The 14291-nt window shown below is 72.9% G+C and carries 12 protein-coding genes and 1 pseudogene; 5 read left to right on the top strand and 8 right to left on the bottom strand.

Features of this window, described 5'->3' with window-relative positions; genetic code table 11:
* Positions 1 to 66 precede the first annotated feature (66 nt).
* Positions 67 to 1566: an SCO1417 family MocR-like transcription factor gene (locus OG852_RS39730; protein ID WP_133916309.1), complete on the bottom strand. Its 1500-nt coding sequence runs from the start codon at positions 1564 to 1566 to the stop codon at positions 67 to 69.
* Between the two features lie 63 nt (positions 1567 to 1629).
* Here OG852_RS39730 and yczE point away from each other — a divergent pair, with 63 nt between their 5' ends.
* The 4 genes from yczE to OG852_RS39710 all read left to right on the top strand — a co-directional run bounded on the left by yczE (position 1630) and on the right by OG852_RS39710 (position 5176).
* Positions 1630 to 2334, top strand: a complete 705-nt coding sequence (gene yczE / locus OG852_RS39725) for a membrane protein YczE (RefSeq protein ID WP_133916310.1) — start codon at positions 1630 to 1632, stop codon at positions 2332 to 2334.
* Positions 2331 to 3098, top strand: a complete 768-nt coding sequence (locus tag OG852_RS39720) for a glycerophosphodiester phosphodiesterase (RefSeq protein ID WP_133916311.1) — start codon at positions 2331 to 2333, stop codon at positions 3096 to 3098. The genes yczE and OG852_RS39720 overlap by 4 nt, the downstream gene beginning before the upstream one ends.
* 54 nt (positions 3099 to 3152) lie before the next feature.
* A complete protein-coding gene (locus tag OG852_RS39715; RefSeq protein ID WP_133916312.1) occupies positions 3153 to 4523 on the top strand; it encodes an MFS transporter in 1371 nt (456 codons plus the stop codon).
* Positions 4524 to 4801: 278 nt separating this feature from the next.
* Positions 4802 to 5176 carry an RNA polymerase-binding protein RbpA gene (locus OG852_RS39710; protein ID WP_055637205.1) on the top strand — a complete coding sequence of 125 codons (375 nt, stop codon included), beginning with the start codon at positions 4802 to 4804 and terminating at the stop codon, positions 5174 to 5176.
* A gap of 102 nt (positions 5177 to 5278) precedes the next feature.
* Here the strand turns inward: OG852_RS39710 and fxsA are convergent, their stop codons facing one another.
* The 4 genes and pseudogenes from fxsA to OG852_RS39690 form a co-directional block, all read right to left on the bottom strand.
* A complete protein-coding gene (fxsA, locus tag OG852_RS39705) occupies positions 5279 to 5815 on the bottom strand; it encodes an FxsA family membrane protein (RefSeq protein WP_133916313.1) in 537 nt (178 codons plus the stop codon).
* Positions 5816 to 6285: 470 nt separating this feature from the next.
* A pseudogene (locus OG852_RS39700) lies at positions 6286 to 7066 on the bottom strand (polyprenol monophosphomannose synthase); the annotation flags it as partial.
* Positions 7067 to 7633: 567 nt separating this feature from the next.
* A complete protein-coding gene (locus OG852_RS39695; protein WP_133916314.1) occupies positions 7634 to 9250 on the bottom strand; it encodes an amidohydrolase in 1617 nt (538 codons plus the stop codon).
* Between the two features lie 67 nt (positions 9251 to 9317).
* The gene (locus OG852_RS39690) at positions 9318 to 9758 is read right to left on the bottom strand and encodes an Lrp/AsnC family transcriptional regulator (RefSeq protein WP_133916315.1); all 441 of its coding nucleotides are present in this window, start codon (positions 9756 to 9758) and stop codon (positions 9318 to 9320) included.
* Between the two features lie 240 nt (positions 9759 to 9998).
* On the opposite strand from OG852_RS39690, the gene OG852_RS39685 reads away from it, so the two are divergent.
* Positions 9999 to 10442 carry a hypothetical protein gene (locus OG852_RS39685; protein WP_133916316.1) on the top strand — a complete coding sequence of 148 codons (444 nt, stop codon included), beginning with the start codon at positions 9999 to 10001 and terminating at the stop codon, positions 10440 to 10442.
* A gap of 16 nt (positions 10443 to 10458) precedes the next feature.
* On the opposite strand, the gene OG852_RS39680 is transcribed toward OG852_RS39685, so the two are convergent.
* The 3 genes from OG852_RS39680 to OG852_RS39670 form a co-directional block, all read right to left on the bottom strand.
* Positions 10459 to 11562, bottom strand: a complete 1104-nt coding sequence (locus OG852_RS39680; protein WP_133916317.1) for a phosphotransferase family protein — start codon at positions 11560 to 11562, stop codon at positions 10459 to 10461.
* A 4-nt stretch (positions 11563 to 11566) separates the two neighbouring features.
* Positions 11567 to 12691, bottom strand: a complete 1125-nt coding sequence (locus OG852_RS39675; RefSeq protein ID WP_330350400.1) for a hypothetical protein — start codon at positions 12689 to 12691, stop codon at positions 11567 to 11569.
* Between the two features lie 401 nt (positions 12692 to 13092).
* On the bottom strand, positions 13093 to 14265 hold the full coding sequence (locus tag OG852_RS39670; protein ID WP_133916319.1) for an acyl-CoA dehydrogenase family protein: 1173 nt from the start codon (positions 14263 to 14265) through the stop codon (positions 13093 to 13095).
* Between the last annotated feature and the right edge of the window lie 26 nt (positions 14266 to 14291).

Raw genomic sequence — 14291 nt, 5'->3', positions numbered from 1 at the left:
CGCCGGCGGGGTGCCGCTGCGGGCGGAGAGTCTGACGCCGGCTGCCCGCAGCCACAGGTGGTTTTGCTAGGCGACGAAGGTGCGAGGGCTCTCCGTTCCCGCCGTCCCCCCGCTCCGCACGATCTTCGCCGCCGCCGCCAAGCGGGCCGCCGCCTCGTCCGCGACCGCGCCGCCCACCGTGAAGGGGAGGCGGACGTACCCCTCGAACGCGCCGTCGACCCCGAAGCGCGGCCCTGAGGGGACACGGACGCCGACCCGCTCGCCCGCCTCGGCGAGGCGCGAGCCGGACAGACCGCCGGCCCTGACCCAGAGCGTCAGCCCGCCCTTCGGTACGGCGAACTCCCAGTCGGGCAGCTCCCGCCGGAGCGCCGCCACCAGCGCCTGCCGGTTCTCCCGGGCCTGGTCGCGCCGCAGGTCGACGGCCTGCTCCCAGCCGCCGGTGCTGAACAGCCAGTTCACCGCGAGCTGCTCCAGCACGGGGGTGCCCAGGTCGGCGTAGGCCCGGGCCGCGACCAGGCTGCGGATGACGTCCGGCGCCGCCCGCACCCAGCCGATGCGCATGCCCGCCCAGAAGGCCTTGCTCGCCGAACCGACCGTGATGACCGTCGATCCGGCGGGGTCGAACCCGCACACCGGCCGGGGCATCTCGACGTCGTCGTCCAGCCACAGCTCGGTCATCGTCTCGTCGGCGACCAGCACGGTCCCGGCGGACCGGGCCGCCTCCACCAGCCGCCGCCGCTGGTCCTCGTCGGCCAGGGCACCGGTCGGGTTGTGGAAGTCGGCGACGACGTACGCGATCCGCGGCGCGGCCTCGCGCAGCACCTGGCGCCAGCGGTCCATGTCCCACCCGGCGAGCCCCTCCGCCATGGCGACGGGCACCAGCCGGGCGCCCGCCTCCCGCATGAGCTGGAGGATGTTGGCATAGGAGGGCGACTCGACGGCGATGCGCTCACCGCGCCCCCCGAAGAGATGACAGATGGCGTCGATGGCTCCCATGGCACCGGTCGTCACCATGATCTGCTCGGGCATCGTCGGGATCCCGCGCGCGGTGTAGCGGTCGGCGATCATCGAGCGCAGGGCGGGCAGGCCCGCCGGGTAGTCGCCGTGCGTGTGGGCGTACGGGGGCAGTTCCTCCAGGGCTCCCCGGACGGCACGGGTGAGCCAGGGCTCGGGTGCCGGGAGGGCGGCGCAGCCCAGGTCGATCATCGAGCCGAGGGCCTCGGGCGGCAGCGGTTCCAGTCCGCGCGCGGGCAGCGGGTTGCCGGCCGGGACGGCCGTCCAGCTGCCGGCCCCGCGCCGGGACTCCAGGAAGCCCTCCGCGCGCAGTGCCTCGTAGGCGGCGGCGACCGTCGTACGGCTCACGGAGCAGGCGAGGGCCAGTTCACGTTCGGCGGGCAGCCGCGCGGCCACCGGGACCCTGCCCTCCAGGACGAGCAGCCGGATACCGTCGGCGAGCGCCCGGTAGGCGGGCGGGCGGCGGGTGCCCGGGCCCGCCGGGCGGTCCTGCTGGGACGTGAGCAGCCGTGCGAGCTGGGCGGCCCCCACTGCGGAGGTCCACTGAGCCATGGTTACAGTCCACCTTCCCCGAATTGGCCATGGATGAGGATTCGTTCCAAGCCACAGAGTGTCATGAGTCAGGCCACTACCACCACCAGGGGGCTCCCCTTGTCCACGCCGGCCCGGTCCACCAGGGGACCTCTCGTCCGACGACTGCTCCAGCTGTACGCCGGTCTCGCCCTCTACGGCGCCAGCTCGGCTCTGCTCGTCGAGGCGGGCCTCGGCCTGGAACCCTGGGGCGTGCTGCACCAGGGCCTGGCCGAGCTCACCGGTGTGACGATCGGTGCCGTGTCGATCGTCGTGGGCGCGGTGGTGCTGCTGCTGTGGATACCGCTGCGCCAGCGGCCCGGCCTCGGCACGGTCTCCAATGTCTTCGTCGTGGGGCTCGCGATGGACGGCACACTGGCCCTGGTCCCGGAGGTGCGCTCCCTGGCCGTGCGCGTTCCCCTGCTGGTCGCCGGTGTCGTGCTCAACGGTGTGGCCACCGGGCTGTACATCGCCGCCGACTTCGGGCCGGGCCCGCGGGACGGGCTGATGACGGGGCTGCACCGGCGCACCGGCCGCTCGATCCGGCTGATGCGGACGGCGATCGAGGTGGCCGTCGTCGTGACCGGTTTCACGCTGGGCGGCACCATCGGCGTCGGCACCGTGCTCTACGCGCTCTGCATCGGCCCTCTCGCCCAGTTCTTCCTGCGGATGTTCGCCGCCGCACCGGCATCCGACGGCAGTACGGTCGTTGCCACGGGGACACCCCATGGGGCGATACTGCGCAGGTGACCACCTCGATACGCCACCCCTACCTCGACCATCCGGGGCCCATCCCGTTCGCGCACCGCGGCGGGGCCGCGGACGGTCTGGAGAACACCGTGGCGCAGTTCCGGCGCGCGGTGGAGACGGGTTACCGCTACATCGAGACCGATGTGCACGCCACCCGGGACGGCAAGCTGGTCGCCTTCCACGACGGGACGCTGGACCGGGTGACCGACGGTGCCGGCCGGATCGCCGAGCTGCCCTGGGCGGACGTGCGCCACGCGCGCGTGGCGGGCCAGGAGCCGGTGCCGCTCTTCGAGGAGCTGCTGGAGACCTTCCCCGATGTGCGCTGGAACGTGGACATCAAGGCGGAACCGGCGCTGCATCCCCTGCTCAACCTCATCGCGCGCACCGGCGCCTGGGACCGGATCTGCGTGGGCTCGTTCTCCGAGGCGCGGGTCGTGCGCGCCCAGCGGCTGGCCGGACCGCGCCTGGCGACGTCGTACGGCACCCGGGGTGTGCTGAATCTGCGGCTGCGGTCCTGGGGGGTCCCCGCGGCGCTGCGGCCCTCGGCGGTGGCCGCGCAGGTCCCCGAGACGCAGTCGGGCATCCAGGTGGTGGACCGGCGCTTCGTACGGGCCGCCCACGCGCGGGGGCTGCAGGTGCACGTGTGGACCATCAATGATCCCGATGCCATGCACCGGCTCCTGGACCTGGGAGTCGATGGCATCATGACCGATCACATCGACACGTTGCGCAAGGTCATGGAGGACCGGGGCGTCTGGGTCTGACCCGCCGCACACCGTCATCGCACGCCTTCGCACCAGCGGGAAGCGAGGGCACGGGTGGGCACCGACACCGTGCGGACGGCGGCGTCCGACGAGGCCGCCGGGCGGCGGCGCGAACAGCGCGGCTGGTACTTCTACGACTGGGCCTGCTCCGTCTACTCGGCGAGCGTCCTCACCGTGTTCCTGGGGCCGTATCTGACGTCCGTCGCCAAGGAGGCGGCGGACGCCGACGGGTATGTGCATCCGCTCGGCCTGCCGGTTCGGGCGGGCTCCTTCTTCGCCTACTCGGTGTCCCTGTCGGTCATCCTGGCGGTGGTGGTGATGCCCCTGGTGGGCGCCGCCGCAGACCGCACGGGCCGCAAGAAGCCGCTGCTGGGCGTCGCGGCCTATGTGGGCGCCGCGGCGACGACCGGCATGTTCTTCCTGGACGGCGACCGCTATCTGCTCGGCGGGGCGCTCCTCGTCGTGGCGAACGCCGCCATGGCGGTCGGCACCATGCTCTACAACTCCTATCTCCCGCAGATCGCCCCGCCCGAGGAACGCGACGCGGTCTCCTCGCGCGGCTGGGCCTTCGGCTACGCGGCCGGCTCACTGATGCTGGTCGTGAACCTGGTCCTCTATCTCGCCCACGACTCCTTCGGCGTCTCGGAGTCGACGGCGGTGCGCATCTGTCTGGCGTCGGCGGGTGTCTGGTGGGGCGCGTTCGCGATCATCCCGCTACGACGGCTGCGCGACCGGGGCCGCGCCGAGCGGGCGGCCACCGAGCGGGCCGGCGGGGAGGCGACCGCTCCGGGACTGCGGCAGCTCGCGGCGACGATCCGCGACATGCGCCGCCATCCCCTCACCCTCTCCTTCCTTCTCGCGTACCTCATCTACAACGACGGCATCCAGACCGTGATCTCCCAGGCGTCGGTGTACGGCTCCGAGGAACTCGGCCTCGGCCAGTCCACGCTCATCGGCGCCGTGCTGCTGGTCCAGGTGCTGGCCGTCGCGGGCGCCCTCGCGATGGGGCGGCTGGCTCGGACGTACGGCGCGAAGCGGACGATCCTCGGCTCGCTGGTGGCCTGGACGCTCACACTGGGGGCCGGGTACTTCCTGCCGGCCGGGGCCCCGGTGGGTTTCTTCCTGCTGGCCTCCGCGATCGGACTGGTCCTCGGCGGCAGCCAGGCGCTGTCCCGGTCCCTGTTCTCCCACCTCGTCCCACCGGGCAAGGAGGCCGAGTACTTCTCCGCGTACGAGATGAGCGACCGCGGGATGAGCTGGCTCGGGCCGCTGCTGTTCGGGCTGACGTACCAGCTCACCGGGAGTTATCGGGACGCGATCATCTCCCTGGTGGCCTTCTTCGTCCTGGGGTTCCTGCTGCTCGCGCGGGTTCCGGTGCGACGGGCGATCGGGGCCGCCGGCAATCCGGTCCCCGAGAAGATTTAGCGCTCAACGCGAAAGGGCGGTAGTGTACGCGTTTGGCCTGCCAGGCGTACCGTTACTGCGCGTCAAAGATGCCGAAACGCTGGGTGACATCTCCTTGCAGATGTGACAAACCGGGCGCCGGTGGGTACTGCACTGGTTGACAAGGCTGCGGCTACGACGGCGACGCATGACCCGGAACGGGACTCGGAACGGGAATCTTTACCGCCGACCGGACGTTGACCGGATGACGACGACAGCGACACCTGTCCTGTGGGCGACAAGCCCGGGAGGCACGATTCATGAGTGAGCGAGCTCTTCGCGGCACGCGCCTCGTGGTGACCAGCTACGAGACGGACCGCGGTATCGACCTGGCCCCGCGCCAGGCCGTGGAGTACGCATGCGAGAAGGGGCACCGGTTCGAGATGCCCTTCTCGGTCGAGGCGGAGATCCCGCCGGAGTGGGAGTGCAAGGTCTGTGGTGCCACCGCACTCCTCGTGGACGGCGACGGCCCTGAGGAGAAGAAGGCCAAGCCCGCGCGTACGCATTGGGACATGCTGATGGAGCGGCGGACCCGCGAGGAACTCGAAGAGGTCCTCGAGGAGCGGCTGGCCGTTCTGCGGTCCGGGGCGATGAACCTTGCGGTGCATCCCCGGGACAGCCGCAAGTCGGCGTAGCCCTGCGGGGCTGGGACCGGCCCATCGGCCCACGTTGACGACCGCGGGCGCCGTACGTGAAAGATACGTACGGCGCCCGCGGTCGTTGTGCGTTCTCGAGGGTTACTCCTCGTCCCTGACGACCTCGCCCTGGACCACCTTGCCGTCCGGGCGGTGGATGCGGGCCTGCTGGAAGGCGTCGCCCAGGGAGCCGGGGGTGGCGGCGGCGAGGAGCTTGCGTTCGGTGTAGGAGCTGACCGCCTTCTGGACCGGAGGGAGCAGCAGGAGCAGGCCGGCCGCGTCGGAGAGCAGGCCCGGGATCATCAGGAGCAGACCGCCGAGCATCATCAGGCCGTTGCCGGAGCCCTTCGACGGGGAACCACCGCGCTGGAGGGCCTCGTTCAGGTTGCGGAAGGCGCGGCGGCCCGCGCGCTTGATGACCACGGAGCCGAGGACGAAACCGGCGACGAGGAGCAGGAAGACCACGAACCCGCTCGTCGCGGCCGCCACCGTGGACAGCAGCCAGATCTCCAGCACCAGCCACGCGGCGAGCCCCAGCGGCAGGAACGTCCGCAGGCGGGAGCGCCGGGGGCGGGCGGGAGCGGAGCCGGGGCCGGGGCCGGAAACGGGGTACGTCGGGATCGGAGCGCCAGTCGTCATGCTCCCAGTGTGCCCGGACCCGGCTCAGAGCGGCATAAGGGGACGATCAGCCGTCACCGTGGGACCGAGCGGGCGCCTCACCGGACGACGTCTTCCCAGACAGCTCGTCCCGGACGACGTCCCTCCGGACGCCTCGCCGGCCAGCTACTTCCCGGGCGCCTCTTCGGAAGAAGCCGTCGCGGGCGCGTCTTCGGACGAAGCCTTCGCGGGCACCTCGTCGGACGAAGCCTTCACGGGCACCTCGTCGGACGAAGCCGTCGCGGGCGCGTCTTCGGACGAAATCTTCGCGGGCACCTCGCCGGACGAAGCCTTCACGGACGCCTCGCCGGACGAAGCCTTCACGGACGCCTCGTCGGACGAAGCCGTCGCGGGTGCCTCGGACGAGGCCCTCGCGGGTGCCTCGTCGGACGGCGCCGGCGTCGTCGTGGGCGGCCCGGACGGGGCCCGGGCGGGGGCGGGCTGGTCCGCGGTCCGGCCCGTGATCTTGCCCACTCGCTCCCCGACGCCCCATGCGGTGACCCGCCACAGCGCCTCGACGAGGATGTCGCGACTCATCTTGGAGTCGCCGAGTTCGCGCTCGACGAAGGTGATGGGGACCTCGACGACATGGAAGCCGGCCTTGACGGCACGGCGGGCGAGGTCGACCTGGAAGCAGTAGCCCTGGGAGGAGACCTCGCCGAGGCCGAGGCCCTCGAGGGTCTCGCGGCGGAAGGCCCGGTAGCCGCCGGTGATGTCCCGCAGGGGCAGGTCCAGGGCGAGCCGGGAGTAGAGGCTGCCGCCGCGTGAGATGAACTCGCGGGACTTCGGCCAGTTCACCACCCGGCCGCCGGGGACCCAGCGGGAGCCGAGTACCAGGTCGGCACCCTTGAGCGCGGTGAGCAGCCGGGGCAGTTCCTCGGGCTGGTGGGAGCCGTCGGCGTCCATCTCGATGAGGACGCCGTAGCCGTTCTCCAGGCCCCAGCGGAAGCCCGCGAGGTAGGCGGCGCCGAGACCCTCCTTGCCCTTGCGGTGCAGGACCTGGACGTGGTCGTCCTCGGCGGCCAGCTCGTCGGCGAGCTTGCCGGTGCCGTCGGGGCTGTTGTCGTCGGCCACGAGGACATGGGCCTCGGGAACGGCCTCGCGCACCCGGCCGACGATGCTCTTGACGTTCTCCGCCTCGTTGTAGGTCGGGATGATCACCAAGGCGGTGCCGAGCGGGCCGAACTGCCGCCCCCGCTTCTGTGCCGCGAGGGTCCCGTCGCCGTCGTTCACTGCTGCCCCTTCGTGTCCGTACGCAGGGCACCACCATAGTGGCCACCGCCTGCGATGACGTGACAGGACGTTCGAATGGTGGTGTCGATTCCCCAAGAGCGGGGTAAGAGTAGGCCTTTGGCCTGTGTGTACGTACGTACCCCGTCCGGAGGCATCGAAGCGTGCTGCGGATGGGGGCCCGGCGCCCTTCGGGCCGACCTGGGGCCCGCTGGCTGCGGGTCGACCGAAAGCCGTTGTCTACTGAGCGCCCGGGCCCCACCCGGGTCACACCTCCCCGGCCGGACGGAACGTTCCCTCGCTGCGGCGCTGGCGCTGAGCCTGGCTGCCAGTGGCGGTGCCCCGGTGCGGCACACCGTCCCTGACCCAGCGGCGCCGCCGCGAGTGCGCGGACGTTCTGCGGCGGGGCGTCCGGTGGTGGACCCGGCCGAACCTACCGGCCCTCCGCCATCGCCTGTCAACAGCCGTATGACCTGCGGGTTTCCGGTCAATGCCCTGGTCAGCGGGGAGGCGGTGCCCCGGGCACCTCGGCGTGCGGACGGGTGATCTTCCCCGCACCTGCCCCGGAGATCACTCGCCCGGCCGTACGAACACCGTCCTCCCGGCGACCACCGTGCGCAGGCACACGGGCAGGTCGGTGCCGGGGGTGAGGTCGGGCAGGCCGGGGGTGCCCGAGCGGGGGTCGGTGGACCAGCGGGCGACCCGGTCGTCGGGGGCCTGGACGATCAGTTCGTCGGTGCGCCAGACCGCGTAGTCGGCGGGTGCGCCGGGGACGAGGACGCCCGCGTCGTCCCGGCCGACGGCCCGCCAGCCGCCCCGGGTGTGGGCGGTGAAGGCGGCGCGTACGGAGACGCGGTGTTCGGGGGTGCGGTGGAAGGCGGCGGCGCGGACCGTGCCCCAGGGGTCGAGCGGGGTGACCGGGCTGTCGGAGCCGAAGGCGAGCGGGACGCCGGCCCGCAGCAGGGCCGCGAAGGGGTTGAGGGTGCGGGCCCGCTCCGCGCCCAGCCGCCGGGCGTACATGCCGTCCTCGCCGCCCCACAGGGAGTCGAAGGCGGGCTGCACGGAGGCGGTCAGGGCCAGTTCGGCGAAGGCGGCGACGGTCTCGGGCGTCAGCATCTCGGCGTGCTCGACGCGGTGGCGGGCGGCGCGGATCCGGGCGAGGCCGATCTTCTCGGCGGCCGCCCGCGTGCCGTCGACGACGGTGGTCACGGCGGCGTCGCCGATCGCGTGGAAGCCCGCCTGGAGGCCCGCCTCGGTGCAGGCGACCACATGGGCGGCGACGTCGGCGGCGGTCAGGTAGGCGGTGCCGGTGTGGGCGGCGTCGGTGTAGGGGCTGTGCAGACAGGCCGTGTGGGAGCCGAGGGCGCCGTCGACGAACAGGTCCCCGGCGGCGCCGAGCGCGCCCAGCTCCCGGGCCCGGTCGACATCGCGGGCGGCCCAGTATCCGACGACCCTCGGGCCGCTCTCCTCGGCGGCGAGCCGGAGCAGGCCGGTGAAGTCGTCCTCGGAGGAGATCTCGGGGCCGCCGCACTCGTGGACGGAACCGATACCGAGGGAGGCGGCGTGCGCGAGGGCGGCCCGCTGGGCCTCGGCGCGCTGCGCGGGCGTCACGGCTGCGAACGCGGCGGCCCGTACGGCGTGATGGGCGTCCCGGGTGAGCGGCTCGCGGTCCGCGTAGCCGGGCTCGGTGCGGGCCCGGGGCGCCAGCTCCAGCAGGGCGGTGGTCACCACGGCCGAGTGGACGTCGATCCGGCTGAGGTAGAGCGGCCGGCCACCGGCGGCCTCGTCCAGCTCGTCCCGCCGGGGGGCGCGCCCCTCGGGCCAGCGGGAGGCGTCCCAGCCGTGCCCGAGCAGCACCTTGTCCTGCGGGCGGGCGGCGGCGAAGTCCCGGACGAGGGCGAGGGCCGCCGTGAGGGTGGGGGCGCTCGACAGGTCGAGGCCGGTCAGGGCGAGGCCCGTCGAGGTGGTGTGGACGTGGGCGTCGGTGAAGGCGGGGGTGACGAGGGCGCCGTCCAGGTCGACCACCTCGTCGACGCCGTCGGCGAAGGCGTCGGCCGCGCCCTCCGAGCCGACCCAGGCGACCTGGCCGCGCTCGACGACCATCGCGGTCGCGAACGGATCGGCGGGGCTGTGGACCTCGCCGCGGCGGAGCAGGACGGTCTTCGGCTCGGGTGTGCGCTCACTCATGTCCGACAGTTTCTCGCGCCCCGGCCCCGAAGCCGCACACGGGGCGGGCCGGCGCCCGTGGAACGCGTCAGATACGCGGCGGCCGCGCCTCATAGGGAGTGGAGAGCACGACGGTCGTCCGGGTCGACACCCCAGCGAGGGCGCGGATCCGGCTGAGCAGCTCCTCCAGCTCGTGCGGGGTGGCCACCCGCACCTTGAGGATGTAGTTCTCGTCGCCCGCCACGCTGTGACAGGCCTCGATCTCGGGCACGCCGGCCAGTCGGTCGGAGATGTCGTCGGGCGCGCTGGGGTCGAACGGTTTCACCGAGATGAAGGCGGTCAGGGGCAGTCCGACGGCCTCGGGATCGACGACGGCCGCGTAGCCCCGGATCACGCCGCGCTGTTCCAGCCGGCGCACCCGCTGGTGCACGGCCGACGTGGACAGGCCCGTGGCCTTGCCCAGGTCGGTGTAACTCATCCGCCCGTCCTTGACGAGCAGCTGCACGATGTGGCGGTCCAGCTCCTCCATGACGCAAGAACCTACAGTGCGTGTGATCTCCCGGATACCTATGCGCCCCAGGTCATACCCGGTTTGTGATCTGCCGGGCCGCCGCGGCGGGTTGTCACCTGCACGTGGCATGTGACGAAGACCACAGGGCCCGTCACGGCTTCGTGATGTCCTCGTGATTACCGCCGAGACGTGCTGGGAAGTGCTTGCTGTGGTCGAGGCCGCAGTGCCTTCACGGCCCAGCCCGAGGGGGAGAATCCCATGCAGAGTCTTAAGCGCCCTGGTCGCACCGCGCCCAAGCGGCTGTCCCTGGTCGAGTCCGAGCCGGAGGGCGTCGAACCCGGCTTCGCCGAGTACGACGACACGGACGAGCTCGACGCGTACGACACCTTCGAGATGTACCGGGTGATCTGCCCGGACTGCGCGCAGTCCATCGCGCTGCTGGCGGACGAGCAGGTCCTGCCGGAGCACGCGCTGTGCGCCTCGCCGTGGAACCCGTTCGGGCTGACGGTCTGCGCCGGCACCGGACGTCCGGCGTCACAGGCCCGCTCGGCGGACGAGTCCGACACGCCGCAGGAGCAGGAGACCGCGCTCCTGCTGACGCTCCCTCAGGGGCTCGACTGGCGTATGCAGCCGTTCTCGCACGTCGGCGGCCCGGGCTCGCGCCCGATGCGCGTACCGGCGATGCGCCGCCACGCGGCCTGATCCGCGTCGCCCGCTCTCAGGAGCCCGCTTCCCAGTAGCTGCCCTGCACCATGGCCCGCAGGCTGCCGTGGTGCAGGATCAGTGTGTCCGGGTCCGCCGGGACGGCCACCTCGCCGAAGTGGACCTGGCGGTAGGCGATCCGCAGCATGACGACGGCGTGCCGCAGCGCCGCGTACAGGGTGTGGAAGTCCATGTCGCGGGGCGGATGCCCGGTGAGCCGCGCGTACCGCTCCTCCACCCGGTCGCGGCGCAGGAAGCCGGGCAGTCCGCGCTGTCCCGAGGCGACCGTCAGATCCTGGAAGAAGCGGTGCAGGTAGACCGTCCAGCCGAGGTCGACCTCGCGCGGGGCGAGCGCCGCCATCTCCCAGTCGAGGACGGCGGCGGGCTCGAAGCCGTCGTAGACGATGTTGCCGATGCGTGCGTCGCCCCAGCTGAGGACGGGTGGGCCCGGGTCCTTGGGCCACAGGTCCTCCAGCCGGTCGAAGGCGTCCTCGATCAGCGGTGACCGGGCGAGTCCGCCGATCACCCAGTCGTAGTAGGCACGTTGGGCCGTGACATGGCGGCGCAGGGCGTCGCCCTCACCGGGATGCGCGAGGAACTCGGCCTCGCTCAGCGGTACTTGGTCATGGAGCCGGGCCAACAGGCCGATCGTCGCGGCCTCCAGCCGCTCGCGCTCCGCGTCGCTCGCGGCGTGCAGCCAGTTCCCCTCGTAGGTGTAGGGCATCACATCGGGCGGGACCCGTCCCTCGACGCGTTCCATCACGAAGAAGGGCGCGCCGAGCGGGCCCGGGTCCTCCTCCAGCCACAGCACGCGCGGTACGGGTACGTCGGTGTGCTCGGCCACCAGCCGCAGGGTGCGGTACTGGCGGACCATGTCGTACACGGGGAACACGGTGTACGCCGCCGGGTCCGCCGCGAGCCGCAACGCGCAGCGGAGCAACGGTGGTTCGGGATGCTCGACGTCGAAGAGCAGGGTCTCGCTGGACAGTCCGTTGGAGGCGGGTACGGTCACGCGGGCCGCCCGGGCGCCCGGCAGCCGGGTGCCGAGCCAGGCGGTGAGCCGGCGGGTCAGCTCCTCGGGGTCCCGGGTGGTGGTGCGGGGTCGCGGTGCCGTGGTCATGGCGTCAACTCCCTTGCGGGGCGACCGCGTCGAAGCCGGAGAAGCCGCTCGGGTCGTGCCGGCCGAAGGAGCCGTGCTCGAAGACGCCGTAGCCGGTCTGGCCGTCGAGCCGGAAGCGGGCCGCGTGGTCGGTCACCCCGTAGGCGGCCCGGGGGTGCGGGGCCGTCAGGTCGTAGGTGCGGCGGTCGGTCCAGCGCGGGCCGCGCCAGGTGCCGTGCTGCCAGTCCTCGGCGGGTGGATAGCCGGCGCCGATCGCGAGCGGGGAGGAGGTGAGGATTTCCGTCTCCAGCTCCAGGGGTTTGCGGATGTCCCCGAGGTGGATCAGGGCGCGTTCGGGGTGGCGGGTGCCGGGCCGGTAGGTGATCTCGGCCTGGGGCCAGCCGAGTTGGCGGTCGCGGCGGCCGGGGCGGACCAGGGTGGCGTCGTTGAGGGAGCGGTGGCCGTCGGCGTCCTCCTGGGTGATCACCATCAGGAAGCGGTCGTCGAAGCGGACCGGGCACCAGATCCAGTGGAAACCCTCGGCCGGATGCTCCTGGGCCAGCCGGCCGCCCTCCTCCCCCGGGACCGGGCGTACACCCCAACTGCGGTCCCGGGTCCCCGTCCAGGCGCCCGCCGAGAGCCGGACCGCCTCCCCGCCGGCCCGCAGCCACCCCACGCACCGGCCGGCCTGCACGAACCGCTTCCCCTCAAGGGTGAGCCGGCCGCCGCGCCGCTGCTGGTGGTGCGGTTCCCACAGCGCGGGGAAGTCCGCCGACCAGTGGATCTCGTACGACAGTCCGTCCGGGTCCTCGGGGTCGGCGGCGCAGCTCAGCACGAAGTCCCGCAGTGGGCGCTCGACGCGGATGCGCAGTGGGCCGACCTCCAGGCGCATCCGGTCCTCGCCGAGGGCGTCGGAGGCGCGGACGGCGTGGAGGGTGTCCCCGGAGCGGAAGGTGGCGTAGGCGTCGCTCACCCCCAGGTTGGGGTAGACGCCGAGGCCGGTGATCAGCAGGGAGCGGCCCTGGTGGTCGAGGACGTGGAAGATGCAGCGGTCGTAGGCGTTGCGGTCCCCGGTCGCCACGTGCTTCATCGACAGGGGCACCTGGTGGACGGGGTACTCGTCGAGCGGCACGGGGCGGTCGTCGACCACGGGCACACCTCCCTGGGCGCAAGGGATTTGACGGTACGTCAGCAGCGGCGCCGCGGCCAGATGCGGGACCGGCCGAAACGGGGCCGGGGGCGGGCGAACGCACGCTCGACCGGATGGGCCGTGACCTGCCCTCGCGGCCCGGCGTTGCCCCGGTATGACCCCCACCTACACCCTGGCGCGCGGACGTCATCACCGGTCCGGTGCCTCCGCGGAACCCGGAGGCACCGGACACAGACCCGCAGAATCGGTTCCCCCGGGTCCGTCCGCCCCTCCTCCCCCACCGGACCCGCCCATCTACCGCGACCTGATCCGCACCTGGTCCGATCACGGCCGCACCCTGCCCGGGCGGCACGATCCGGAGTGGGTGCGGCTGGCGGCTCCCCAGGTGCGGCCGGGGCAGTTCAGCGAGACTGCGGGCCCAGCAGATGACGGGCGATGACCATCCGCTGGATCTGGTTCGTGCCCTCGACGATCTGCAGGGCCTTCGCCTCGCGCAGATGGCGTTCCACGGGGAAGTCGGCGGTGTAGCCGGATCCGCCGAGAACCTGCACGGCGTCGATGGTGAGCTGCATCGCGGCGTCCGTGCAGTGCAGTTTCGCCATCGCCGCCTGCCGGGCGAACGGCCGGCCGGCGTCCCGCGCCCGTGCCGCCGCCAGATACAGGGCGCGGCCCGACTCGACGCGGGTCGCCATGTCGGCGAGCAGGAAGCGCAGCCCCTGGAAGTCGGCGAGGGGCCGTCCGAACTGCCGGCGCAGGCCGGCGTGGGCGACGGCCTCGTCCAGGGCCGCCTGGGCGAGGCCGACCGCGCAGGCCGCGATGCCGAGCCGCCCGGAGTCCAGGGCGGCCAGCGCGATCGCGAAGCCCTGGCCCTCCTCGCCGAGACGGCGCGCGTCGGACACGCGCACGCCGTCGAAGTGGAGCTGGGCGGTGGGCGAGCCCTTCAGGCCCATCTTCCGCTCCGGCGGCGCGGCGGTGAGGCCGTCGGCGTCGCCGGGGACCAGGAAGGCGGTGATCCCGCGCGGGCCCTCGCCGCCGGTGCGCGCCAGGACGGTGTAGAAGTCGGCGATCCCGCCGTGGGTGGTCCAGGCCTTGGTGCCGTCGATCACCCAGTCCCCGCCGTCCCGCACGGCCCGGGTGCGCAGCGCGGCCGCGTCCGATCCGGAGGACGGTTCGGACAGGCAGTACGCGCCGAGCAGCCCGCCGCCGAGCACCGCAGGCAGATGGGCGGCGCGCTGGGCATCCGTGCCGTGGGCGGCGAGGGCGTGGGCGGCCAGGGTGTGGACGCTGACCCCGAGCCCCACGGTGAGCCGGGCCGCGGCGAGTTCCTCCAGGACCTGGAGGTAGACCTCGTACGGCTGGTCGCCACCGCCGTAGCGGGAGTCGTACGGCAGTCCGAGCAGCCCGGATGCGGACAGGAGGGTGAACAGCTCGCGCGGGAAGCGTCCCGCGTCCTCCTCCTCGGCCGCCACCGGGGCGATCTCCCGGCGGGCGATGTCCCGGACGAGGGCGAGCAGTTCCCGCGCCTCCTCGGTGGGCAGGAGGCGGTCCACCGGTGCCCGCGCGCGCTCGCTCATGGTGGCGCCTCCTCACTTGCCGGGCC

This window comes from Streptomyces sp. NBC_00582 (assembly GCF_036345155.1).
Classification (GTDB): Bacteria; Actinomycetota; Actinomycetes; order Streptomycetales; family Streptomycetaceae; genus Streptomyces.
This window is presented reverse-complemented; position numbering and strand designations above follow the sequence as displayed.